The organism is Stutzerimonas stutzeri (assembly GCF_038561965.1).
GTDB lineage: Bacteria > Pseudomonadota > Gammaproteobacteria > Pseudomonadales > Pseudomonadaceae > Stutzerimonas > Stutzerimonas stutzeri_AA.
This window is the reverse complement of sequence record NZ_CP139348.1, coordinates 1,891,219-1,913,805: the sequence shown is the minus strand read 5'-3', so window position 1 is coordinate 1,913,805 and position 22,587 is coordinate 1,891,219. Positions and strand designations below refer to the sequence as shown.

General features: G+C 61.5%; 24 protein-coding genes. 14 read left to right on the top strand and 10 right to left on the bottom strand.

Going from position 1 to position 22,587, the window contains the following annotated elements:
* Positions 1-184 precede the first annotated feature (184 nt).
* From SM130_RS08875 to SM130_RS08855, 5 genes are all read left to right on the top strand, one after another.
* Positions 185-484 (top strand): YciI family protein, encoded by a 300-nt coding sequence (locus SM130_RS08875; RefSeq protein ID WP_102823728.1) that lies wholly within the window; start codon positions 185-187, stop codon positions 482-484.
* Between the two features lie 74 nt (positions 485-558).
* Entirely contained in the window at positions 559-936 is a 378-nt protein-coding gene (locus SM130_RS08870) for a hypothetical protein (protein WP_102823727.1), read from the top strand.
* Positions 937-950: 14 nt separating this feature from the next.
* Entirely contained in the window at positions 951-1,628 is a 678-nt protein-coding gene (locus SM130_RS08865) for a response regulator transcription factor (protein ID WP_102823726.1), read from the top strand.
* Between the two features lie 146 nt (positions 1,629-1,774).
* Positions 1,775-2,188 carry a Spy/CpxP family protein refolding chaperone gene (locus SM130_RS08860; protein WP_102823725.1) on the top strand — a complete coding sequence of 138 codons (414 nt, stop codon included), beginning with the start codon at positions 1,775-1,777 and terminating at the stop codon, positions 2,186-2,188.
* Positions 2,189-2,278: 90 nt separating this feature from the next.
* Positions 2,279-3,637, top strand: coding sequence for a sensor histidine kinase (locus SM130_RS08855; RefSeq protein ID WP_102823724.1), 1,359 nt, complete (start codon positions 2,279-2,281; stop codon positions 3,635-3,637).
* Here SM130_RS08855 and SM130_RS08850 read toward each other — a convergent pair.
* Both SM130_RS08850 and SM130_RS08845 read right to left on the bottom strand, forming a co-directional pair.
* Positions 3,622-4,194: an NAD(P)H nitroreductase gene (locus tag SM130_RS08850; RefSeq protein WP_102823723.1), complete on the bottom strand. Its 573-nt coding sequence runs from the start codon at positions 4,192-4,194 to the stop codon at positions 3,622-3,624. The two genes, SM130_RS08855 and SM130_RS08850, sit on opposite strands and share 16 nt — an antisense overlap.
* A 95-nt stretch (positions 4,195-4,289) precedes the next feature.
* Positions 4,290-4,661: a YkgJ family cysteine cluster protein gene (locus SM130_RS08845; protein WP_102823722.1), complete on the bottom strand. Its 372-nt coding sequence runs from the start codon at positions 4,659-4,661 to the stop codon at positions 4,290-4,292.
* A 188-nt stretch (positions 4,662-4,849) separates the two neighbouring features.
* Here SM130_RS08845 and SM130_RS08840 point away from each other — a divergent pair, with 188 nt between their 5' ends.
* Complete coding sequence (locus tag SM130_RS08840) at positions 4,850-6,301, top strand: TrkH family potassium uptake protein (RefSeq protein WP_102823900.1); 1,452 nt, start codon at positions 4,850-4,852, stop codon at positions 6,299-6,301.
* Here the strand turns inward: SM130_RS08840 and SM130_RS08835 are convergent, their stop codons facing one another.
* Entirely contained in the window at positions 6,302-7,234 is a 933-nt protein-coding gene (locus SM130_RS08835) for a DUF808 domain-containing protein (RefSeq protein ID WP_102823721.1), read from the bottom strand.
* Positions 7,235-7,316: 82 nt separating this feature from the next.
* Entirely contained in the window at positions 7,317-8,330 is a 1,014-nt protein-coding gene (locus SM130_RS08830) for an AraC family transcriptional regulator (RefSeq protein WP_102823720.1), read from the bottom strand.
* Positions 8,331-8,453: 123 nt separating this feature from the next.
* Here SM130_RS08830 and SM130_RS08825 point away from each other — a divergent pair, with 123 nt between their 5' ends.
* The 4 genes from SM130_RS08825 (at position 8,454) to SM130_RS08810 (ending at position 12,260) form a co-directional block, all read left to right on the top strand.
* Complete coding sequence (locus SM130_RS08825) at positions 8,454-8,771, top strand: Mpo1-like protein (protein WP_102823719.1); 318 nt, start codon at positions 8,454-8,456, stop codon at positions 8,769-8,771.
* 256 nt (positions 8,772-9,027) lie between these two features.
* Positions 9,028-10,416: an adenylate/guanylate cyclase domain-containing protein gene (locus SM130_RS08820; RefSeq protein ID WP_102823718.1), complete on the top strand. Its 1,389-nt coding sequence runs from the start codon at positions 9,028-9,030 to the stop codon at positions 10,414-10,416.
* A gap of 76 nt (positions 10,417-10,492) precedes the next feature.
* Positions 10,493-11,251: an AraC family transcriptional regulator gene (locus SM130_RS08815; RefSeq protein ID WP_102823717.1), complete on the top strand. Its 759-nt coding sequence runs from the start codon at positions 10,493-10,495 to the stop codon at positions 11,249-11,251.
* Between the two features lie 130 nt (positions 11,252-11,381).
* Entirely contained in the window at positions 11,382-12,260 is an 879-nt protein-coding gene (locus SM130_RS08810) for a DMT family transporter (RefSeq protein ID WP_102823899.1), read from the top strand.
* Between the two features lie 3 nt (positions 12,261-12,263).
* Here SM130_RS08810 and SM130_RS08805 read toward each other — a convergent pair whose 3' ends face one another.
* Positions 12,264-12,545, bottom strand: a complete 282-nt coding sequence (locus tag SM130_RS08805) for a SelT/SelW/SelH family protein (protein WP_102823716.1) — start codon at positions 12,543-12,545, stop codon at positions 12,264-12,266.
* A gap of 71 nt (positions 12,546-12,616) precedes the next feature.
* Between SM130_RS08805 and SM130_RS08800 the strand changes: the two genes are divergently transcribed.
* Positions 12,617-14,803 (top strand): patatin-like phospholipase family protein, encoded by a 2,187-nt coding sequence (locus SM130_RS08800; protein WP_102823715.1) that lies wholly within the window; start codon positions 12,617-12,619, stop codon positions 14,801-14,803.
* An 18-nt stretch (positions 14,804-14,821) separates the two neighbouring features.
* On the opposite strand, the gene SM130_RS08795 is transcribed toward SM130_RS08800, so the two are convergent.
* Positions 14,822-15,253 carry a MarR family transcriptional regulator gene (locus SM130_RS08795; protein WP_102823714.1) on the bottom strand — a complete coding sequence of 144 codons (432 nt, stop codon included), beginning with the start codon at positions 15,251-15,253 and terminating at the stop codon, positions 14,822-14,824.
* Between the two features lie 180 nt (positions 15,254-15,433).
* On the bottom strand, positions 15,434-17,557 hold the full coding sequence (gene recQ / locus SM130_RS08790; RefSeq protein WP_102823713.1) for a DNA helicase RecQ: 2,124 nt from the start codon (positions 17,555-17,557) through the stop codon (positions 15,434-15,436).
* Positions 17,558-17,732: 175 nt separating this feature from the next.
* On the opposite strand from recQ, the gene SM130_RS08785 reads away from it, so the two are divergent.
* The gene (locus tag SM130_RS08785) at positions 17,733-18,320 is read left to right on the top strand and encodes a YecA family protein (RefSeq protein WP_102823712.1); all 588 of its coding nucleotides are present in this window, start codon (positions 17,733-17,735) and stop codon (positions 18,318-18,320) included.
* 243 nt (positions 18,321-18,563) lie between these two features.
* Positions 18,564-18,983, top strand: coding sequence for a YbaN family protein (locus SM130_RS08780; RefSeq protein ID WP_102823711.1), 420 nt, complete (start codon positions 18,564-18,566; stop codon positions 18,981-18,983).
* A 75-nt stretch (positions 18,984-19,058) separates the two neighbouring features.
* Here SM130_RS08780 and SM130_RS08775 read toward each other — a convergent pair whose 3' ends face one another.
* On the bottom strand, positions 19,059-19,652 hold the full coding sequence (locus tag SM130_RS08775) for a tRNA-uridine aminocarboxypropyltransferase (protein WP_102823710.1): 594 nt from the start codon (positions 19,650-19,652) through the stop codon (positions 19,059-19,061).
* Positions 19,653-19,739: 87 nt separating this feature from the next.
* Here SM130_RS08775 and SM130_RS08770 point away from each other — a divergent pair, with 87 nt between their 5' ends.
* A complete protein-coding gene (locus SM130_RS08770) occupies positions 19,740-20,411 on the top strand; it encodes a glutathione S-transferase (protein WP_102823709.1) in 672 nt (223 codons plus the stop codon).
* Positions 20,412-20,424: 13 nt separating this feature from the next.
* Here the strand turns inward: SM130_RS08770 and SM130_RS08765 are convergent, their stop codons facing one another.
* Positions 20,425-20,550 (bottom strand): PA1414 family protein, encoded by a 126-nt coding sequence (locus SM130_RS08765; protein ID WP_256044892.1) that lies wholly within the window; start codon positions 20,548-20,550, stop codon positions 20,425-20,427.
* 214 nt (positions 20,551-20,764) lie between these two features.
* Positions 20,765-22,486 carry a bifunctional isocitrate dehydrogenase kinase/phosphatase gene (gene aceK / locus SM130_RS08760; protein ID WP_102823708.1) on the bottom strand — a complete coding sequence of 574 codons (1,722 nt, stop codon included), beginning with the start codon at positions 22,484-22,486 and terminating at the stop codon, positions 20,765-20,767.
* Between the last annotated feature and the right edge of the window lie 101 nt (positions 22,487-22,587).

The following is a 22,587-nucleotide window of genomic DNA, read 5'->3' as shown; positions in this document are numbered from 1 at the left end:
ATCAACCAACGCCCCGAACAAGCGTGGCACTTCCGCCGCAAGCGCCGTTTGCTATGATGCCGCGCTACACGACAGGCGCAGCTGCGCGCTTGGAATAAGCGCCGCCAGCAGCGCTGATCACAGCTCACCATGCGCACCGAGCTTTTCTACCGTCACGAGCAATTTACGCGAACGAGGACCGACCATGCTGTACGCCATTATCGCCACTGACGCACCGAATTCCCTGAAGGACCGACTCGCCACCCGTCCGGCCCACCTGGCACGCCTGGAACAGCTGAAGGACGAAGGCCGTTTGATTCTGGCAGGGCCGCATCCGGCCATCGATAGTAACGACCCGGGCGAAGCAGGCTTCAGCGGCAGCCTGGTTGTTGCCGAGTTCGACTCGCTCGAAGCGGCGCAGCAGTGGGCCGATGTCGATCCTTATATAGTCGCAGGCGTTTACGCGAACGTAGTGGTCAAGCCGTTCAAGAAAGTGCTGCCCTGAGCCGACACAACAGGGATTAGCAAATTTGCCCGGCCGCTGGCGCACCACGGCCTCGTAAGGAAATAGGAGTTCCGATGCGTCAACGACCGCTCTCCCTGTTGTTTGCACTGACACTGCTCGCCCCCGCGCTACATGCTGAGGAAGCGGCACCGGAAGCTTCCGGTCCGTTAGCCGAGCCCGGTGACTCGCTCGAATTCGAGCAGATGGAAGCCACACCCGAACCACAGGCCGCAGGCCTGGGTGGCGATACCGCCGAGGCGTTGCTACTGCGCCTGCGTGAAGAAAACAGGCGCCTGCGCCTGCAGCTGCAGACCGAGCAGGCGAAATCGCTGCCGGTACTGCTGAACGAGCAACAGCAATGGTTCGCCGTGGGCGGTGCAGTCGGGGTCATCAGCTTCAGCCTGGGACTGCTGGTCGCGCGCGGCCGCCGTCGGCGCCAGTGGCTCAACTGATCAATAGAGCCAATATGAGTGAACTACTGCTTATCGACGACGACCAGGAACTCTGCGAGCTGCTGATCAGCTGGCTTGCTCAGGAAGGATTCGTCGCTCATGCCTGCCACGATGGCAAGAGTGCGCGCCAGGCGCTGGCGCAGCACCAACCGGCTGCTGTAGTGCTGGACGTGATGCTGCCCGACGGCAGTGGCCTGGAGTTGCTCAAGCAGCTGCGCAGCGAACATCCGGAACTGCCGGTGCTGATGCTTTCGGGCCGTGGCGAACCGCTGGATCGCATTCTCGGCCTGGAACTCGGCGCCGACGATTACCTGGCAAAACCTTGTGACCCCCGCGAACTCACGGCGCGCCTGCGTGCCGTGCTGCGCCGCAGCCAACCGACCGCAGCGCCGAGCCAGGTCGAACTCGGTGACCTCTGCTACAGCCCCGCGCGAGGCATTGCCAGCGTCGGCGGTGTTGAGGTCAGCCTGACGTTATCCGAAGGCCGCATTCTCGAAGCACTGCTGGCCCAAGCCGGCGAGCCGATGGACAAGCAAGCGCTGGCCCAGCACGCATTGGGCCGCAAGCTGACCCTCTACGATCGCAGCCTGGACATGCACGTCAGCAACCTGCGACGCAAGCTCGGCCCACACGCCGACGGCAGCCCCCGGATCGTCGCCCTGCGCAGCCGTGGCTATCTTTACGCGGCCTGATCGTCTTTACCGAGCCTTTACCCTGGGCTGACCGCCCTTGACCTTGCCCTGCGTAGACTGAACTCATCCGGTCACAGCCCGCCGCCAGCAACCAGATACGTCACGCTGCGGCACGGCCGGTGTCCCATACATAGGAGAGTATTCAGATGCGCAAATCACTCGTAGCCCTGCTGTTCGCCGCCACCCTGCCCGCCTTCGCCGTTGCCATGCCAGGTGGCATGCAGGACGGTCACCACGCTGGCAAGCGAGCTCCGCACATGTTTTACGGCCTGGACCTGACCAAGGAGCAGCAGCGCGAAATGCGCATGCTGATGGGCGAGCAGATGAAGCAGCGCCAGGAAATTACCCAGCGCTACCTCGACAAGTTGCCCGAAGCAGAGCGCAAGGCCATGCAGAAGGATCTGGACGCCAGCCGGGAAAAAACTCACCAGACCATGCGCGCCCTGCTCAAGCCCGAACAGCAGAAAGCCTTCGATGAAGGCATGAAGAAAATGGAAGAAAAGCGCGCCGAGCGTGCCGAGTTCCTCGAGTGGAAGACCGAGCGCGATCAGAAGAACTGATCCCGCCCTTCCTGAAACCTGCCCGGCAGCTTTCGCCCAGCGTTCACAACGCTGCCGAAAGCTGGCCGGGCTTCGTCGTGGAGACACCCAGTGCGATCACTGTTCTGGCGCATACTTGCAACCTTCTGGCTGGCCATCGCGCTGGTCGCCGGATTGGCGATGCTACTCGGTCATGCGTTGAATCAGGATGCCTGGATTCTCGGTCGCCACCCGGCACTGCAAGGGCTCGCCGAAACCTGGACCGAGGTCTACGAGCGACAAGGCCCCTTGGCTGCCCAGCGCCTGCTGGAACAACAACGGCATCGCTCCCGTATCGATGTCCAGGTATTGGCGGAAAACGGCCAGCCAATCATCCGCGGGACTTTTTCCGCCCGCGCCGCCGCTTTTGAGGCGCGCCATCAGGATCGCGAACGTCAGCTACCATGGCGCCGCCTGACCGCTGATTACACCAGCCCCGCCAGCGGTGAAACCTACCTGTTCATCTACCGCATTCCGTATCCCGAGCTGCAGGCCTGGCACCGCGGTAGCCTTGCGTGGCCGCTCAGCGCGCTGGGTATCGCCCTTGTGGTGCTCACCGGTTTCAGCCTGTTATTGACGCTGTCGATAACCCGCCCGCTGGATCGCCTGCGTCGGGCGGTGCATGACCTCGGGCAGACCAGCTATCAGCAACAGTCCCTGGCCCGCCTGGCGACCCGTCGTGACGAGCTTGGCGTACTGGCAAGCGACTTCAACCGCATGGGCGCGCGTCTGCAGGCATTGATCGGCAGCCAGCGCCAGCTGCTGCGCGACGTATCCCATGAGCTGCGCTCCCCACTGGCGCGTCTACGCATAGCCCAGGCACTTGCCGAGCGGGCCAGCCCAAGTGAGCGCGAAGTGATATGGCCACGCCTGGCCAAGGAGTGCGATCGGCTGGAAGCGTTGATCAGCGAAATTCTCGAACTCTCTCGTCTGGACGCCGAACCCGGCACTGTGACGGCGGTCGATCTGCCAGCGATGTTCGAGCAGCTGAAAGATAACGCCCGCATCGTCTGCCCGACTCAGCGCATTGATAGCCAGGTTCAACCTGGTCTCAGGTTGACCGGCTGGGCGGATATGCTGGAACGGGCGCTGGATAACCTGTTGCGCAACGCCCTGCGCTTCAATCCAGAGGGCGTGCCGGTGGAGCTGCATGCGCAGCGTGAAGCAAACGAGGTGGTAATCAGCGTGCGCGACCATGGCCCCGGCGTTGCCGAGGAATATCTACCCCAGCTCAGCCAACCCTTCTTCCGTGCGCCAGGGCAGACCGCGGCTGGGCATGGCCTCGGTTTGGCCATCGCCCGCCGCGCGGCCGAGCGTCACGGTGGGCAACTGCGACTGGCCAACCATCCCGACGGCGGCTTCATCGCCAGCCTGCGTCTGCCGCTAGCAGATGATTCGCCTCTAGGCACCGGCTTTCAGATGCCTGATTGACCATCCCAGCCGGCGACGAACGCCTGCGGATCGAGCACCGGCGCCGTACGCACTCGGCCTTCCGGCGTTCCGAGGTACAGGAAGCCCAGCAAGCGCTCCTGTTCGGTCAGTCCCAGCCCCTCAAGTACATGAGCGTCATAGGCAAACTCACCGGTGCGCCACACCGCACCTACCCCCTGGGCATGTGCAGCCAGCAGCAGGCCGTGGGCCGCACAGCCCGCAGCGAGCAACTGTTCGCCTTCCGGCACCTTCGGATGCGCCTTGAGGCTGGCGACCACAACGATCAGCATCGGCGCACGCAGCGGCATGTTCCGCGCCTTCTGCAAGGCTTCGTCAGACGCTTGCGGGTTGCGCAATTGCAGGGCGGCGACGAGCAGTTCACCGAACTTGTGCCGCGCATCGCCCTGGATGGTGAGGAAGCGCCAGGGATGCAACTGGCCGTGGTCCGGCGCACGTAACGCCGCACGGAATAGCAGATCGAGTTGAGCGGCATCAGGGGCCGGCTCGCATAGGCGAGTGACCGATACACGATTGAGCAACAGGTCCAGAGCGTCCATCCATTACCTCCTAAAGCGGTCGGACATTCTAGAGGGTGTTGCCGCGGTATCGCGAGTGATGGCCGGCTGGCAGCGCACTATATTCAGTGTTCCGCTCAGGCCACTCGATCCGGCGCGAGCTGTGGCTGCAACGGTGGCATCAGCGGCGGCAAGCCGTGCGCTGCCCGTGCCGCATCACAGTTCGGATTGTGCTCGCCGCTCTCCCAGGAGGCCTCGAACTCACGGCAAGTGCTCGAACGTTGCTCATACATGCTGCAGCGAACCCCGCATCCCACATCGCCCATCAGGCCGGAACAACGGGCCGGCTTGCTGTCGGTGCCAAGCATAGCCACATGAAATGGTGATACCTGAACCGTGAGATGGTCCGGAACCACGCCGCCGGCAGACACACATTCACCAAAGTAGAAGGACACACGAAAGTACGCGCAGCAAGCGCCGCACGTCAGGCAGGGATTGTCGATGGACATGGAAGGTGAACACCCAGAGACCGGAAATGGGCCGGCGCCCGGGCGGCTATTCTATTCATGCCGTTAGCCATGGGAAGAGGCAGCAGGCGTGCAACGAAAACATTTTTCAACAAGCCGCCAAGCGGTTTACTGCCGGAGCGACGCGAGTAGAATGACCGCCCTCTTTCACCGTGCCGAGCACCTTCTACATGGCCCTGCCGACCCTGCGCATCATCGGTTTCATTCTCGGCATATTTCTGATCACCCTTGCGGTCAGCATGATCATCCCGATGCTGACGCTGCTGGCCTACGAACGCACCGACGACCTGCAGGCATTCATCTGGGGAAGCCTGATCACCTTTTCCTGCGGCTTTGCCCTGGTGGCACCCGGACGGCCGGCCAACACCAACCTGCGACCACGAGACATGTACTTCCTGACCACGATCAGCTGGGTAGTGGTCTGCTGTTTCGCCGCGCTGCCACTGATGCTGATCCAGCACATCAGCTATTCGGATGCCTTCTTCGAAACCATGTCCGGCATCACTACCACCGGAGCCACGGTACTGTCGGGGCTCGACAGCGCTTCGCCGGGTCTGCTCATGTGGCGCTCCCTGCTGCACTGGCTAGGCGGGATCGGCTTCATCGGCATGGCGATCGCAATTCTGCCGCTGTTGCGGGTCGGTGGTATGCGGCTGTTCCAGACAGAGTCGTCGGACTGGTCTGAGAAGGTGATGCCGCGCTCGCACGTGGCCGGCCAGTACCTGCTCGTCATCTACCTGACCTTTACCGTTGCCGCGTTCGTGGCATTCCTGTTGACCGGCATGAGCATGTTCGACGCCATCAACCATGCAATGTCGACGGTTGCGACGGGGGGCTTTTCCACCTCCGATGCATCAATGGGCAAGTTCGGGCCCTCCGCCCACTGGGTCGCGATTTTCTTCATGCTGCTCGGCAGCCTGCCGTTCACCCTGTATGTCATGACGCTGCGCGGCCATCGCACCGCTCTTTTCAGGGATCAACAGGTACGCGGCTTCGTAATGATGCTCGCCATCACCAGCGTGCTGTTCAGCGGCTGGTACTGGCTGAACAACGATATTCCAGCGCTGGACGCCCTGCGCATCGTCACCTTCAGTGTGGTATCGGTGGTGACCACCACCGGCTTCGCGGTGGACGACTACACCCAGTGGGGCGGCTTTGCCGTGATGGTGTTCTTCTATCTCACCTTCGTCGGCGGTTGCTCAGGCTCGACCTCGGGCGGGCTGAAGATGTTCCGCTTCCAGGTCGCCTACTCGTTGCTGCGGGCCAACTTCAAACAGCTGATTCACCCGCGCGCAGTCATCCGCCAGCAATACAACGGACACAATCTCGACGAAGAAATCGTCCGTTCGATTCTCACCTTCTCCTTCTTCATCACCATGACCATCGGTGTGCTGGCGCTATGCCTGGCAATGCTGGGGCTCGACCCGATCACCGCGCTCACCGGCGCGGCTACAGCCGTATGCAACGTCGGCCCGGGATTGGGCGAGATCATCGGCCCGGCGGGCAACTTTTCCACGCTGCCTGATACGGCTAAATGGCTGCTGTCGATCGGTATGCTGCTGGGGCGACTGGAGATCATCACCGTACTGGTCTTGCTGACCCCAGCGTTCTGGCGCCACTGATCAGGCTGCAGCTCCTGAGCCGCGCTTGAACAGCCGACTGCCAACGGTCACCAAGGCCAGCACCACTCCGCCTGCAACGATGCCGAATGCAGCATCAAGCAGCGTCGGCAGCAGCCCGCCCAGCACCGCCCCGACGTAAGGCAGCCCAAGGGCGTCGTGGGCACTGGTCTCGATGAAGTGGTGCACCGCACGAATACCGTGAGTGAGAATGCCGCCGCCGACCATGAACATGGCTGCGGTGCCGATGACCGACAGCGATTTCATCAGCCAGGGCGCAACACGCAAGATGCCACGACCGATGGCATTGGCCAGACTATTGGCTCGCTTGCTCAGCGCCAAGCCAAGATCGTCAAGCTTGACGATGGCAGCGACCAGACCATAAACGCCGACCGTCATCAGAATGGCGATACCGACCAGCACCAGCACCTGCTGGCTGAACGACGCTGCGGCGACCGTGCCGAGGGTAATGGCGATGATTTCGGCGGAAAGGATGAAATCGGTGCGCACCGCGCCGCTGACCTTGCGCTTCTCGAACGCCACCATGTCCACGGTGGGGTCGGCCAGCGCCTTCGCTGTCGCGGCATGCTCGCCGTGATCCTTGTGCAGTAAACGGTGCGCCAGCTTCTCGAAACCCTCGTAACAGAGAAACGCGCCCCCCAGCATCAACAGTGGCGTGATCGCCCACGGCAGGAAGGCACTGATCAACAACGCAGCCGGCACCAGAATCGCCTTGTTGCGAAACGACCCCTTCGCCACGGCCCAGACCACTGGCAGTTCACGGTCGGCGTTCACACCGGTCACTTGCTGTGCGTTAAGCGCGAGATCATCGCCCAGCACGCCAGCCGTCTTCTTTGCCGCAACCTTGGTCATGACCGATACGTCATCGAGCACGGTCGCTATATCGTCGATCAGCGCAAGCAGGCTGGTGGCCAATTGGATATCTCCGCTACATGAAAAAGGTGCGTAGCAATAACCGATCTGCTGTAGCTAAGGCTACGCCTGTAAATGCGGGTTCCTAGGTTCCAGATCGCGCAGCCAGACGGTATTCACCGGGCGTCATCGCGAACCAGCGCTTGAACGCACGGTAAAAGTTGCTCGGGTCGGCAAAACCCAGCAGATAGGCGATTTCCAGCGGGGCAAGGTCCGGCTGAGCCAGATACTGAACAGCCAGGTCGCGACGCGTATCGTCGAGCAGTTGCTGGAAGCTAATGCCCTCTTCCTGCAGACGCCGCTGCAGCGTCCGCTCGGACAGGCACAACGCCTGCGCGACGATCTCGCGCCGAGGTTCTCCCTGGGGCAGCAACCGGCAGAGAATCTGGCGTGCGCGATGTAAGACCCGACTGTCGGCAAATCGAGAAAGGTACTCCCCGGCGAAACGGTCGTGCAGTTGTGCCAGCGCTTCGTTGGCGGTGGGCAAAGGCACCTCGACGTCAGCCTGGCGGAACAGTAATGCATAGCGCGGAGCATCGAAGCGCAGCGGTGCCTGGAACAGTTGCCGGTAGGGCTCCAGATCCTCCGGTGCTTGCCCCTGAAAACTCACCTCCAGCGGCTGCAGCACCGTTCCGGTCAGCCAGCGGCAGAATGTCAGGCAGCCGGCCAGCGAGCCCTCGGCGCTTTGCCGAGCCGGCGGCAATCGGTCGCCGAGAATTGTCAGACTCAGCCGGTAGCCTTGCGCGCAGGGCTGGAAATCCAGATCGGCGCCCTCGGCGATGATCCGCTGATAGCGCACCAAACGGGCGAAGCCTTCCTTCAGATTGCGGCTGGACATCAGCGCATAGCCGACCACGTTGAGCGCCGCCGGCCTGGCCTGACGTGCCATGTCCAGCCCGATTGCCGGATTGCCGGAAATCGCCACCGCGCGATGCCAGAGGCGGGTCATGTCATCTTGCGCGAAACGCGCGTCGGGGTCGTCGAGGGCTGCGTAATCCAAGGCCAGCTCAAGGAAAAGCTGACGGCAGTCGATCCCTGCCGACTCCAGCGTTTGGACAATTCCCTGCGCCCAGCTCGAGGAAGTGGTGCGTTCGTTCATGGTATTTCTTGTTCTTCGGATGTCGGCCAGCTGCGCCCAAGGCTACTAAACTGGCCCTGATTGTCACTGACTGGAAAGGTCTGAAATGCCTACTCTGCCTTCGACAATAACAGGAGGTACGTCATGCGTACGCAAACCGCCGAACGCTTTACCCGCTTTGCCGATTTCTATCCGTTCTATCTCGCCGAACACAGCAACCCGATCTGCCGCCGCCTGCACTTCATCGGCAGCCTGGTGGTATTGACCATCCTGGGTTACGCGTTATTCACCCAGCAATGGCTTTGGCTGCTTGCCATGCCGCTGGCCGGTTACGGCTTCGCCTGGGTTGGGCACTTCATCTTCGAAAAGAACCGCCCGGCGACCTTTAAATATCCGCTGTATAGCTTTCTTGGCGACTGGGTGATGTTCAAGGACATGCTGACCGGCCGTATCCGCTTCTGAGAAGACGGCTACATATCCGACCGGTGTAGCATCTGTTTTCTACCTCTGGTTTGGCGATGCGGCGTGGCTTGGTTATGATCTGTCGGCTGTCACGCGGGCCGGCTATCGCCGAGCCAGCTCCGTGACCGCGAGGCTGCACGCTGAAGCGCTGTACTTCTCCGCCACCACCGTTGCCGCGGGCGGATACAGTGCTCGATGTGAGTCTGCAGGGCGCATAGAGATGGCGTCGACAAACTACCAGGGATTGCACGCATACATGACTTCCACCACGGTTGAGCGCCGCAACGGCCTCGCCACTCGCCCGTTGCGCGAGTACTACTCCCGCGTGCTCGCCTACCTGATCTGCGCCGCGACGCTTGCTGCTGGAACCTACACCCAGTACTTCTCGATGGAGCTGCTGTGGATGGTGCCGTACGCGCTGCTTTATCCGCATCTGGCCTATCACCTGAGCTATCGCTTCAAGCGCGATCATCCCGAACGCACTTCACAGGCACTGCTCTGCTTCGATGCACTGAACGCTGGCGCGGGCATTCTGCTGCTTGGCTTCTCCATCGTTCCCAGCCTGATGTTCCTGCTGACACTCAGTTTCAGCGCTCTGGTGATCGGCAGTCTGCGCAACCTGGCAATGGCACTGACCTGCGCCGCCATCGGTATCGGCCTCGCCTATCTGGTAGCACCGGCGAATTACCAGGGCACCACGCCACCGCTGGTATCGCTGGTGAGCATTCTGTTCACCACGCTCTACGTCTGCGCAACCGCCTACTTCGTTCACCAGCAAGGCGTGCGCCTGGCGCTGGCGCGCAAGGAGATCGAAACGGAACAGGCCAAGGCCGCTCGGCTGGCGCGCAACCTGGCCAAATACCTTTCGCCACAGGTGTGGGAGTCGATCTTCACCGGCAAGCGCAGCGTTCGCCTGGAAACCCAGCGCAAGCGGCTGACTGTATTCTTTTCCGACATCAAAGGCTTCACCGAGCTCGCCGAAGAGCTGGAAGCCGAAGCACTCACCGACCTGCTCAACAACTACCTCAACGAGATGTCGAAGATCGCCCTCAAGTACGGCGGCACCATCGACAAGTTCGTCGGCGACTGCGTGATGGTGTTCTTTGGCGACCCGACCACCCAGGGCTCCAAGAAGGATGCCGTAGCAGCCGTCTCCATGGCGATCGCCATGCGCAAGCACATGAAGGTATTGCGTCAGCAATGGCGCGCCCAGGGCATCACCAAACCCATGGAAATACGCATGGGCATCAACACCGGCTATTGCACAGTGGGCAATTTTGGTGCCGATACCCGCATGGACTACACCATCATCGGCCGCGAAGTGAACCTTGCCAGTCGCCTGGAGAGCGCAGCCGAAGCCAGCGAGATTCTGGTTTCCCACGAGACCTACTCGCTGATCAAGGACGTCATCATGTGCCGCGACAAGGGCCAGATTCCCGTCAAAGGCTTCTCTCGCCCCGTGCAGATCTATCAGGTTGTCGACTTCCGCCGCGACCTGGGTTCCACCTGCAGTTTCGTCGAGCACGAGCTGCCCGGTTTTTCCATGTATCTCGATACCAACGGCGTGCAGAACTTCGACAAGGAACGGGTGATCCAGGCTTTGCAGCAGGCCGCAGAGAAACTTCGCGACAAGGTCATCCTCTGATCTTCTGACCCCGCTGGCCGCCTGCTCCGACTTCTGCACTGGCCAGCGACGCGCCCGCTCTTGAGACCGCCGCCAGATGTTATCGCTGCGCAACTACCATGATGACCTCATCGCCCACAGCCACGGCCACCCACAACTGGTGTTCGGGCTGAACGGGCTGTTGGAGTTCGAAATTGCCGGTCGCGCTAGCTGCATCGGCGAGCAGGGCCTGGCGGTGATTCCCTCTACCACTCATCACGCGTGCGCCAGCACTACCGGAAGCCGCTGCCTGGTACTGGACCTTCCCTCTGAAAGTTGGGTTCGCGAGAACCTCGGCCATCACGCCGAGGGCAGCCTGCGTTTGCTCGACCGGCCGGATACACTGCGTCTTGCCCCGGCACAGCAGAGCCTTGTCGCCTGGCTGGCGCAAAGCTCGATCAATGATTCAGTGATCGCTGCGCAAGGTACCGTATTGTTGCTGGCCAGCCTGGCCAGCGGGCATGAGCCCCAGCGAAACGAGTTCGGACTACCGTTGGCAGCCTTTGATGCGTTCATCGACCAGCACTTGTCCCATCCGCTGCAGGTTGCCGATCTGGCTCGGATCGCAGGGCTATCAGTAGCGCGGTTGCATGCACGCTTTCTCCATGAGACCGGCAAGACACCCATGGAATACGTGCGTCAGCGCCGCCTGCAACGCGCCGAAGCCTTGCTGCACGACACTCGGCTGCCAATCGGAGAAATAGCAGCATGCGTGGGCTATGCGTCGCAAAGCGCCTTCACCGCAGCGCTGGTACGCGTGCGCGGTTGCACACCGCGCATGCTGCGCCGCGAGTTGCGCGACAAAATCGGTGACTGACGCGAAAGACACAGCGCTAGCGTCGGCCTAGCATGGCCGTAAACCACCAAGCTCCGGCAGTCATGAACATCCCTGAAGCAGTCTCGTCTCGCCTGTACCGATCATGCAGCTCAGCCAGGTCGACCACTTGATGACCCCGCGTAACGCCCTACTGGCGATCCACCTCGGCGCATTGATGTTCGGGCTGTCTGGCGTGCTCGGCAAGCTGGCCGAAAGCTCGGCGCTGATCATCACGTTTGGTCGTGCGCTGTTCGCCGTGCTGGCATTGCTGATCGTCGCGCAGCTTTTGCGGCCCAGCGGGGCAACCCCGAATTGGCGACAACGCGGCGGCCTCGCTTTGGGCGGCCTGCTGCTAGGTGCGCATTGGCTGACCTTCTTCATCGCCGTGAAAATCGCCGGCGTCGGCATCGCTACGCTCGGTTTCGCTAGCTTCCCCGCCTTCACCGTGCTGCTCGAAGGCTTGCTGTTCCGCGAGCGCACCCGCCCGGTCGAGTTCGCCATGGTCGGGCTGGTATGCGCCGGCCTGCTTCTGGTCGCGCCGGCATTCGATCTGAGCAGCGGGCCGACCGCCGGGTTGCTCTACGGTGTGCTGTCAGGCCTGCTGTTCGCCCTCCTCTCACTGCTCAATCGCGCCGTAACCCGCGGCCTTGACCCGGTTCGTTCCGCGCTCTGGCAGAACCTGGCGATCCTCGCGGGCCTGCTGCCATTCAGTTGGTCGGCGATTCCTGCGATATCCGCGCAGGACTGGCTGTGGCTTGCATTGCTTGGCGTGCTCTGCACCGGGCTGGCGCACAGTCTGTTCGTCGCCAGCCTGCGGGTGCTGAAGGCGCGTACGACCTCGGTGATATTCGCCCTCGAACCGGTCTACGGCATCGCCTTCGCCTGGTGGCTGTTCAACGAGCAGCCGACGCTGGGAATGTTGCTAGGCGGCGCCTTGATCATCATCGCCAGCGTCATTACCAGCCGTCTGAAAAGCCCGCCGAGCATCACCGCGAAACCCGTCAGCTGATTCTCAGCGATCGTTGTGACCCAGCGAGCGCTGCGGGTCGATGCGATCACGCACGCGCTGTTTGAGCTCCTTCGCCTCGGGGAAGCCACCGTCACGCTTGCGCTCCCAGATCTGCTCGCCATCGCAGCTGATATGGAACGTACCTCCGGTGGCAGGCACGAGACAGACACGCCCCAGATCATCGGCAAAGGTCGACAGCAACTCCTGAGCGAGCCAGGCGGCACGCAGCAGCCACTGGCACTGGGTGCAATAGGTAATGACAATTTCCGGCTTGCTTGAAGTCATGTGTGACATCTCCCACTGGTTAATGGCGGCCTATAATAGCCGGCTTCCCAACGCCCCCCCCTGGTTCCGCCATGCTCCGCCTGTTCGTTTCGCTGCTGTTTCTGCTTGTCGCATCCACGTCGTTCGCTGAACCGGCCCAGCCGAAGACTGGCCTGGTGCTGTCTGGCGGCGCCGCACGCGGGCTCGCCCATGTCGGCGTGCTCAAGGCGCTGGAGGAGCAAGGCGTGCGCATCGATGCCATTGCCGGAACCAGTATGGGAGCGGTGGTCGGCGGGCTCTATGCCGCGGGCTATAGCGTTGCCGAACTCGAACGCCTGGCACTGACGCTCGATTGGCAGCAGGTGCTCTCGGACGACCCACCGCGCCAGGACGTTCCCTACCGGCGCAAGCAGGATGATCGCGATTTCCTCATCAAACAAAAGCTCAGCTTTCGTGACGACGGCAGCCTCGGCCTGCCCCTGGGCGTGATTCAAGGGCAGAACCTCGCGCTGTTGCTCGAGCGCCTGCTGGTGCATGCCAGTGACACCCGCGACTTCGATCAGCTACCAATCCCCTTTCGCGCGGTTGCTACCGATATCGCCAACGACGAGAAGGTGATTTTTCGACGTGGGCACTTGCCCCAGGTGATACGCGCCAGCATGTCGATTCCAGCGGTGTTCGCGCCGGTAGAGCTGGACGGCCGCCTGCTGGTGGATGGCGGCATGGTCGACAATATTCCAATGGATGTGGCCCGCGACATGGGTGTCGACCGCCTTATCGTTGTGGATATCGGCACGCCACTGAAGCCGCGCAAGGAATTGCTCACGGTTGTCGATGTACTCAACCAGACCACAACCATGATGACTCGCCGCAACTCCGAGGCGCAGCTGGCCACCTTGCAACCGCAGGACCTCCTGATCCAGCCACCCCTGGCCGCTTACGGCTCTACCGACTTCGCCCGCGCTGAGCAACTGGTCGATGCCGGCTATCGCGCCACCCTGGCGTTGGAGGGGCGTCTGGCTGAGATGCGTGCAACCGCAGGCGGCAATCCGGCCCTGAGTCTTGCGCGCGCCAGTGATCCGCGCACGCCAGTCATTTCGGTGATTCGGGTAGAGAACGACTCCAAGGTCAGCGACGCGGTAATTCGCCGTTACATTCGCCAAGAGCTGGGCGAGCCGCTCGATCTGGAGCATTTGCAGAAGGACATGGGCACGCTCTACGGCCTGGACTACTTCGAACGCGTCGAGTACCGCGTCCAGCGTGGCAAACAAGGCAATACGCTGGTCATCAGTGCGCGCGAAAAACGTACCGGCACCGACTACCTGCGTCTTGGCCTGAGCCTGTCCGACGACTTCCGTGGCGATAGCGTATTCAACCTGGGCGCGAGCTATAGGAAGAATGGCATCAACCAGTTGGGCGCCGAATGGCTGACCCGCCTGCAATTGGGCGATCGCCAAGAGCTCTATAGCGAGTTCTACCAACCACTGGATGCCGGCTCTCGCTGGTTCCTCGCACCGAACGTGTTCGTCGAGGCGCAGAACGTCGAGTCCATCCTCGACAACGACCCGATCGCTGAGTACCGGCTGCAGCGTTACGGCTATGGCCTCAACCTCGGTCGCCAGATCGCCAATAATGGCGAAATTCGTTTTGGCGTCGGTCAGGCCTGGGGCGAGGCCGATGTGCGGATTGGCGAACGGGACCTGCCCGACTTCAGTTTCACCGAGGGATATTACGAACTGCAGTACTCGTTCGACACTCTGGACAACATCGACTTCCCTCGCGAAGGCGAGGACATCCGCCTGACCATGCGTCAGTACGACCCGAGCCTGAGCTCGGACCAGCGCTATCGACAATGGAACATCAAACTGGACAAGGCGCTCAGCCACGACGCCAACACCTGGGTGCTAGGTGGCCGTTACGGTCGTACATTGGACGACGCAGAAGTCGTCACCTCGAGCTTTCTGCTCGGCGGCGCCCGTCAGTTGTCGGGCTTTCGCCAGGATGCGTTGGCCGGACAGAACATCAGCCTGGCGCGCATGGTGTACTACCGTCGCGTGACGCCACGAGCGTTTCAGCCGTTGGACTTTCCGCTTTATCTCGGCGGGTCGCTCGAGCGTGGCCGCGCCTGGAACAACGATAATGGCTTCGACAGCGGCTACATCAACGCCGCCAGCATCTTTCTCGGCTATGACACACCGCTGGGCCCGCTGAACTTCGGGTACGGCTTCAATGACGAAGACGAACAGGCGCTTTACATGAACCTGGGACGCAGCTTCTAGACGGCTCGTCCCTGCTGATCAACGCCGATCAAGATTGGCGAGGATGCGCGCATGCACCTGCTGGCATTTGCGCAGATCTTCCTCATCGATTCCGGCGAACGCATCATGGCGGACCTGAGTGGAAATCGCCTCGATCTTCTGAATCAGAGGCAACGCCGGTGCACCGAGCGAAATTCGCTTGGCTCGGCGATCCTCGGCGGAGGCCTTGCGGTGGACCAAGCCCTGCGCCTCCAGGCTGTCGAGCAGACGGGCCAAGGTCGGCCCTTCTACCGCAACGCTCTGCGCCAACTCCCGCTGGGTAGGTTCGTGATCGAAACGGGCAAGGTGTAAAAGAACCAGCCAGCGCGCCTGGGAGAGGCCAAGATCGGCTAGACGTCGATCAAGTTCTGCGCGCCAGCCACGCGACAGTTGGGCCAATTGCATGGCGAAGCGATGTTGCTCGGCGTACATCTACGGCGATTCCTGCAAAAACTAATTATTAGTTAGCTAACCACAGCCCCGAAAAGCAGGCAAGACGACCTTCGGCCCGTGATGGACCGGCAAAAGTCGCAGTGATAGCACCAAGACATGCGCACGCCTGCCGAAGCAGCCACTACGGGGCTTCGGGCATGGGCGCCGAGATGCAACCGGTTACAATTCGAACTCGACCTGCAACGCCGCGCGCACGCAATAGAGCACCTGTTCCGGCACTCGGTCGGCAAACTGTTCGGCAACGGCGCTCACGGGCGGCAGCTCACCTTCGCCATCAAGGAACGCTTCCTGAATCTCCCCAAGCAAATCCTCGGGTAAGTCCAGCGCCTGATCCAGACTCAGTTGCTGCTGCCCGATAGCCTCGGCAAGCATGGCGTATACATTCTTCTCGCTGCAGTCGAGTTGACGAGCAATCTGCGCTGGTGTCATGCCCGCACGCGCCAGCGTGATCAGCTCGTGGCGCAGATCAGCAGGCGCCTTGGCCGCCGTCACGCTACCTTGCAGTACTTCCAGGAATGCCTGGCCGTAACGCTCCAATTTGCGCGCGCCGACGCCGCTGATCCCGGCCATGTCGGAAAGCGACGCCGGCTGGCTGCGCAGCATTTCCAGCAAAGTGGCATCAGGGAAAATCACGTAAGGCGGTACGCTGTGCTCCTCGGCGAGCTTGCGCCGCAACGTGCGCAGGGCTTCCCAGGTTTCACGCTCTTCCCCACGCACCAGTTGGCTAGCCGCACTGGCGGCAGGTTTTGGCGCCTTGCTGGATAGATCACGGCGCAATTCGAGGGTGACCTCACCCCGCAGAAGGGGGCGACAGCTGTCGCTGAGGCGCAATCCGCCAAAGCCCTCAAGATCGACATCGACCAGTCCGCGCGCCACCAACTGACGAAACAGCGAACGCCATTCCGCTTCGGCCAGCGCTTTGCCCATCCCGAACACGGAAAGGTGCTGATGACCGAGCCCGCGCACTTTTTCGTTGTCGCGTCCCAGCAGAACGTCTACCAGATGGCCGACGCCGTAACGCTGGCCGCTGCGGTAGATGGCTGAAAGGGCTTGGCGTGCAGGCTCGGTGGCGTTCCAGGTCTGAACGCCATCCACACAGTTATCGCAATGGCCACAAGGCTTGGGCAACTCCTCATCGAAGTACGCGAGCAACACCTGGCGACGGCAACGTGTTTCTTCGCAGAGTGCCAGCATGGCATCCAGCTTATGCTGCTCGACACGCTTGTGGCGTTCATCGCCCTCTGAGTTGTTGAGCATCTGCTTGAGGAAAATCACGTCCTGCAAGCCGTACGCCATCCACGCGTCCGCCGGTAGCCCATCGCGCCCTGCCCGCCCGGTTTCCTGGTAGTAGGCTTCCAGGGATTTGGGTAGATCGAGGTGGGCGACGAAGCGCACGTTGGGCTTGTCGATTCCCATACCGAAAGCGATGGTCGCCACCATGATCAGGCCTTCCTCGTTGAGGAAACGCTTCTGATGGTAAGCGCGTAGTTCGTGGGGCAGACCAGCGTGATAAGGCAGCGCCGGAAAGCCCTGTTCGGTCAGGTAGGCGGCAAAATCATCGACCTTCTTTCGCGACATGCAGTAGACGATGCCGGCATCGCCGCGCCGCTCGGCAAGGAAGCCAAGCAACTGCTTGCGTGGCTGCTCCTTGGGCACGATGCGATAGAAGATGTTCGGCCGATCGAAGCTGGAAAGAAAACGCTCGGCGTTCTCCAGATGCAGGCGCTGGACGATTTCTTCCCGGGTGCGCATGTCCGCCGTGGCAGTCAGCGCAATGCGTGGCACGCCGGGGAACAGTTCAGCCAGCTGACCCAGCTGCATGTACTCGGGACGGAAGTCGTGCCCCCACTGGGATACGCAATGCGCCTCGTCGATGGCGAACAAGGCGACGTCCAGCCGCTGTAGAAACGCCAGCATGCGTGGCTGAACCAGCCGCTCCGGCGCGAGATAGAGCATCTTGATCTCGTTGCGCCGGATACGCTCGGCGATATCGCGCTGCTCGTCGGCGCCCAGTGTCGAATTCAGCGCAACGGCCGAAACCCCGAGCTCATCGAGGGTCGCCACCTGATCGTCCATCAGTGCAATCAGCGGCGACACCACCACCGCCAGGCCGTCGCGCAGCAGTGCCGGCACCTGATAGCACAGCGATTTGCCGCCGCCGGTCGGCATCAGCACCAACGCATCGCCGCCGCTGCCGACACGCTCGATGATCGCGCCCTGGTTGCCACGAAACGCGTCGTAGCCGAAAACGTCTTTGAGGATGCGCTGTGCCTGGTCGAGCATGCCGGTCTCCGAAACAAGGCGCGCAGTATACGCGAGCGATCCACGGAGTTCAGGATCGGTCGGCGATTACGGACGGGGCGTCGCCACCGAAGCGACATAGCGAAGGCGTGAGTAGCCTGCGCTCCGCGCCTCGTCTAGAATCCCGGTTGTCTTCCAGCCCCCAAGGTAGTTCCCGATGTCATTCGCCGAGCAACTCGCCCGCCTGCAAGTCTTTCTTGATGCAGATGACCTGCACGAGGAAGCCCTGGATTACATCGCCGCCCATGGCTACCTGACAGCGCTGTGCATCTGTTCCGAACAGGTACCCGAGCGGGAGTGGATCGATGCGCTGTTCGCCGAGCCGCCGAAGTACAAGGATGACACCGAGCGCGAAGCGATCGAAGCCACGCTGATCCAGCTCAAGGCACACATCGCCCGTCAGCTGGCCAGCGATGAGGACATGGAGCTGCCCTGCGAACTGGACCTGGGCGAGGAGCCGGACGAATCCGATCTGCGCGGTTGGTGCATCGGTTTCATGGAAGGCGTGTTCATGCGTGAAGCGGTCTGGTTCGAGGATTCCGAAGAGGAAGTCAGCGAGCTGCTGCTGCCGATCATGGTTGGCTCGGGCCTGTTCGACGAACAACCTGAGTTTGCTGACATCGCTGAGAATCCCGATCTGGTCGACGAGATGGTTGCGCAGATTCCGGAACTGCTGACGGCTCTGTACCTGATCTGTCACGCCCCGGAGGAAAAGCCGGCACTGCTCAAGCCACGCCGCCACTGACTGACACGCAGCACATCGACGCGAGGGGAATTCAGTCCACCTTGGCGGCCTGCATGTGCCGTAGTCCTGTCATCCGGCTCGCCCGCCAGAATGGTTTGCTAGCGGGCCTTGGGAAGGAGAGCACGTTGTTCCACTTGTCTCGATGCCTGACCACTCGGCGCCTGCGCTTCACCGATCATGCTGGCGTGAGCCGGCAGCCGCGAGCGGTACGCAGCCCGCCGACAAGCTCCCCCGGATAGCCCAGTGGCTCATCGCGATATTCGACAGCATCGCAACCCTCTGATCCGCTCGCTTCTGCTGGTGATCGGCTGGCTCGCTGTGGCGCTGGGCGTTATCGGCATTTTCCTACCCGTCCTCCCCACTACCCCGTTTCTGCTTCTGGCAGCGGCCTGCTTCGTTCGTAGCTCGCAACGTTTCTACGACTGGCTTGTGGGCCACCCGCGGCTGGGGCCGTGGTTTCGCGACTATCTGGAAGGGAACGGTATCCCGCTCAAGGGTAAGGTGTATGCCATCGCCACCATGTGGATCAGCATTGGCATATCCTGCTGGCTGGTTCCGCTGATTTGGGCTCGAGTCGGCATGCTGTTGAGCGCAACGCTCGTGACGCTATACATCATCAGGCAGAAAACCCTGCCGGTGGGGCATGAGCGTCAAGCCAAGTAACTATTCCTGACCTTGCCGAGCGCTGGCCGGGCGTGAAACGCTCGTAGACAAGAGCGGCTCGATCAGAGCGGTCAATCATTTACCGTGGTTGCGGCGATAGACTTCCTGGCCCATCGCCTCGATCTGCCCTTCGATAAGCGCGTCGAAGGGCCGGAGCAGCTCATCGAATCGACTGGTGCCTTCCAATATATCGAGGGCCGCGACGATCGCCTCGATGGTTGACAGCGCACCGGGCATCGGTGCCTTGCGCAAGCGATAGCGGGAAGTCAGGCCCTCCGGCAGCGCAACCCGCGGCAGCGCGGCTAACCAGGGATTCACGTGCATGATCTTGCGCGCCTTGCGCCAAGTGCCGTCCGGCACGATCAGCCGTATGGGCCGGTCGGCACCGGCAAGCGTGCTTATCGGTACGGCATCCTCGCCCGGAAACAAGAGATAGCTCGGCAGATAGCTCGGCTCGTCGCTTCTGGAATCATCTGCAAAGCACTCGCCGTTACGCAGTTGGGCATTGCGCAACCCCAACACTGCCAATCGCGCCGTATTCAGCGCATGACTCGCTTCGCTGAAATGCTGAAGGACGAGTATTCGGGTGCGGCTATCGAGCGACGGAATCAGCGCACACAGACAAAGGGGCGAAGGGCGCTGGCAGCGCGAGCATTGTGGTCGGGACATGGTTCACCTCGGCGGCGGAGTCTGCCATATCGGCCATCTATGTGCAGACCGACTATGCTTGCCCCGACCCCGCCACGAGGAACCGGCATGATCACCGTCCATCATCTGAACCACTCTCGCTCGCACCGCATCCTCTGGCTTATGGAGGAACTGGAACTGCTCTATGAGCTGAAGCGCTACGCCCGTGATCCGAAGACGATGCTCGCTCCGCCCGAACTCAAAGCCATTCACCCGCTGGGAAAGTCGCCGGTAATCACCGATGGCGAGCTGACGCTGGCCGAGTCGGCGGCCATCCTGGAATACCTGCTGGAGCGTTACGGCACTGGTCGCCTCGCTCCGCAAAGCGGCAGCGCGGATTACCGGCGGTTTCGCTACTGGATGCACTACGCCGAAGGCTCGGCGATGCCGCCGATGTTACTCAAGCTAGTATTCGACCGAGTCGCCAGCGGACCGATGCCGTTCTTCGTTCGACCGGTAGCACGGGCAATCGCAAAAGGCGCCAACCAGGCCTTCATCGGCCCGCAGCTAAAGACTCATCTTGATTACATGGAGGCGGAGCTGGAGAAGTCTGACTGGTTCGCTGGTGACTCGTTCAGCGCAGCGGATATCCAGATGAGCTTTCCGATCGAGGCAGCGCGTGCCAGAGCGGGCCTGGACGAGAGTCGGCCACGCCTGATGAATTTTCTGCAGCGCATACAGCAACGGCCCGCCTATAAACGAGCCGTAGAGCGCGGAGGACCCGCCTTGCCCACCGCCTAGAGGCCACCCTGCCCTAGCGGGAAGAGCGGCGAGCCTGCTCGCGCTGGGCGCGCACGGGAATGGGTTGCATACGAGGCGGCTCGATCAAGCCAAGAGCGACCGCCAGCTTCCAGAACATTTCATTGAGCCTTGCTTTCATGGTCACACCCTCCTGCCAAATAACGGGTTACATCGGAGCCATGTGGGCTTCGTGGACAGCATAATCCAACTTTCACAACGGCGCTTCGCGCTTTTGCTACTGCTGGCTCCAGAATTGGCACCGCTTTGTTACTGCGCTTTACTAGTGCGACCGGGGCGAGGCCGAGGCGTTCAACCAAAATCCACCGCCGACGACGGTACATGGCCAGCGGCGCTCAGTTGCGGTCCGCCTTGCGCCGATAAGGGAAGACGTCAATCACCTTGCCGCTGCGAATCGCATCCTGTAAGCCCTTCCAGTAATCAGCGTCGTACAGCTCGCCATGCAGGCTGGCAAACAACCGACGCTGCCCGTAGTCAGCGAACAGAAAGCGCGGGAATTCTTCGGGAAACACATCGTTCGGCCCAACCGAGTACCACGGCTCCGACGCCATTTCATCCTCCGGGTAGCGCGGTGCTGGGATGTGACGAAAATTCACCTCGGTGAGATAGCTGATCTCGTCATAGTCGTAGAACACCACCCTTCCGTGGCGAGTAACACCGAAGTTCTTCAACAGCATGTCGCCAGGAAAGATATTGGCCGCCGCCAGCTGCTTGATGGCCAGACCGTAGTCCTCCAGTACCTCGCGTACCTGCTGTTCGCTGGCCTGCTCCAGATAGAGATTCAGCGGCGTCATGCGCCGCTCGGTCCAACAGTGACGCACCAGGACCGTATCGCCCTGAACCTCGACCGTTGAAGGCGCGACCTCCAACAGCTCGGCGAGGCATTCGGGATCGAACTTGGCTTTGGGAAAGCGGAAGTCGGCGAACTCCTGGGTATCGGCCATGCGCCCTACCCGATCGACACTTTTCACCAGACGATATTTCTCAATCACCGTGGCCCGGTTGACGCTCTTGATCGGCGAGAAGCGATCCTTGATCAGCTTGAACACGGTATTGAAGCCGGGCAGCGTGAACACGGTCATCACCATGCCACGCACGCCGGGCGCCATGACGAAGCGGTCGTCGACGTTCGCCAGATGATCGATAAGCGCTCGGTAGAATTCGGACTTGCCGTGCTTGTAGAACCCTATCGAGGTATACAACTCGGCGATGTGCTTGCCCGGCAGGATGCGCTTGAGAAAGCCGACGAATTCCGCCGGAATCGGCACCTCAACCATGAAGTACGAGCGGGCAAAGGAAAAGATGATCGACACATCCGCCTCGTCGGTAATCAGCGCATCGGCGACGATGCCTTCACCCTCGCGATGCAGCAATGGGATCACCAGCGGCCACTGCTCGTCGCAGGTGAAGATCCGACCAAGCAGATAGGCGCCCTTGTTGCGGTACAGCACCGAGACGAACAGCTCTACCGTCAGCTCCGGGTCCTTGCAGACCCAATCGGGCAGCGTTTCACACAGCTGCGTTTGCAACCGCTGCAAGTCCCCCGAAAGATTGCAGTACGGAACAGCGAAGGCGTAATCGTGCAGGACCTGCTCCAGCATGCCAGCCAGATCGCCGTTGGGCTGGTAGGTGCGCGTCTGCGCCAAGCGCTCATGGGCGCGTACCGTAGGCCGGGTGGTATGGATGAACATCGTGCCATCGCTGATGCAGTCATGACTGAAGAGGCCGCAGAAGATGGAGTTGTACCAGGTCTCCGACAGCTCATCGTCGAAGCGCGGGTTGATCAGATCGATATAAGCACTCTTGATCTGCGGCCAGGCTTCGACCTGGAGCAGCTCGGCATTATCGAAACCGGCGAGTAAGCCGCGGCGGGTTTCCCCGACCTTCTCTTCATAGAGATTGATACGCGCAGCTGAGGCACGCTGTGCTTCCTGCCACTGCGCCTGCTCGAAACGGGCACGGGCGCCTTCGGTGATCACGCGGAAGTGCTCGCGATAGTCGTCAAAACCGAGAAGTATCTGCCGAGCAATTTCAGCGGCCAGCTTCTGCTCCACCATGATTCACCCACTGCAGGACATGAACGTCCGCCGAGCTTAGCAGCACGCAGTTTGAAAGTCGGTTTCGGATTGCCAGTCGGCAGTTGGGCGACAACACTTGC

Coding starts and splice junctions, on each gene's coding strand:
- aceK (WP_102823708.1), bottom strand. CDS start 22,486: ATGGTGGAGCAGAAGCTGGCCGCTGAAATTGCTCGGCAGATACTTCTC.
- SM130_RS08825 (WP_102823719.1), top strand. CDS start 8,454: ATGCGTACGCAAACCGCCGAACGCTTTACCCGCTTTGCCGATTTCTAT.
- SM130_RS08765 (WP_256044892.1), bottom strand. CDS start 20,550: ATGAAAGCAAGGCTCAATGAAATGTTCTGGAAGCTGGCGGTCGCTCTT.
- SM130_RS08805 (WP_102823716.1), bottom strand. CDS start 12,545: ATGACTTCAAGCAAGCCGGAAATTGTCATTACCTATTGCACCCAGTGC.
- SM130_RS08785 (WP_102823712.1), top strand. CDS start 17,733: ATGTCATTCGCCGAGCAACTCGCCCGCCTGCAAGTCTTTCTTGATGCA.
- SM130_RS08820 (WP_102823718.1), top strand. CDS start 9,028: ATGACTTCCACCACGGTTGAGCGCCGCAACGGCCTCGCCACTCGCCCG.
- SM130_RS08815 (WP_102823717.1), top strand. CDS start 10,493: ATGTTATCGCTGCGCAACTACCATGATGACCTCATCGCCCACAGCCAC.
- SM130_RS08845 (WP_102823722.1), bottom strand. CDS start 4,661: ATGTCCATCGACAATCCCTGCCTGACGTGCGGCGCTTGCTGCGCGTAC.
- SM130_RS08875 (WP_102823728.1), top strand. CDS start 185: ATGCTGTACGCCATTATCGCCACTGACGCACCGAATTCCCTGAAGGAC.
- SM130_RS08860 (WP_102823725.1), top strand. CDS start 1,775: ATGCGCAAATCACTCGTAGCCCTGCTGTTCGCCGCCACCCTGCCCGCC.
- SM130_RS08830 (WP_102823720.1), bottom strand. CDS start 8,330: ATGAACGAACGCACCACTTCCTCGAGCTGGGCGCAGGGAATTGTCCAA.
- SM130_RS08840 (WP_102823900.1), top strand. CDS start 4,850: ATGGCCCTGCCGACCCTGCGCATCATCGGTTTCATTCTCGGCATATTT.
- SM130_RS08775 (WP_102823710.1), bottom strand. CDS start 19,652: ATGTCCCGACCACAATGCTCGCGCTGCCAGCGCCCTTCGCCCCTTTGT.
- SM130_RS08800 (WP_102823715.1), top strand. CDS start 12,617: ATGCTCCGCCTGTTCGTTTCGCTGCTGTTTCTGCTTGTCGCATCCACG.
- SM130_RS08865 (WP_102823726.1), top strand. CDS start 951: ATGAGTGAACTACTGCTTATCGACGACGACCAGGAACTCTGCGAGCTG.
- SM130_RS08770 (WP_102823709.1), top strand. CDS start 19,740: ATGATCACCGTCCATCATCTGAACCACTCTCGCTCGCACCGCATCCTC.
- SM130_RS08795 (WP_102823714.1), bottom strand. CDS start 15,253: ATGTACGCCGAGCAACATCGCTTCGCCATGCAATTGGCCCAACTGTCG.
- SM130_RS08850 (WP_102823723.1), bottom strand. CDS start 4,194: ATGGACGCTCTGGACCTGTTGCTCAATCGTGTATCGGTCACTCGCCTA.
- SM130_RS08870 (WP_102823727.1), top strand. CDS start 559: ATGCGTCAACGACCGCTCTCCCTGTTGTTTGCACTGACACTGCTCGCC.
- recQ (WP_102823713.1), bottom strand. CDS start 17,557: ATGCTCGACCAGGCACAGCGCATCCTCAAAGACGTTTTCGGCTACGAC.
- SM130_RS08810 (WP_102823899.1), top strand. CDS start 11,382: ATGACCCCGCGTAACGCCCTACTGGCGATCCACCTCGGCGCATTGATG.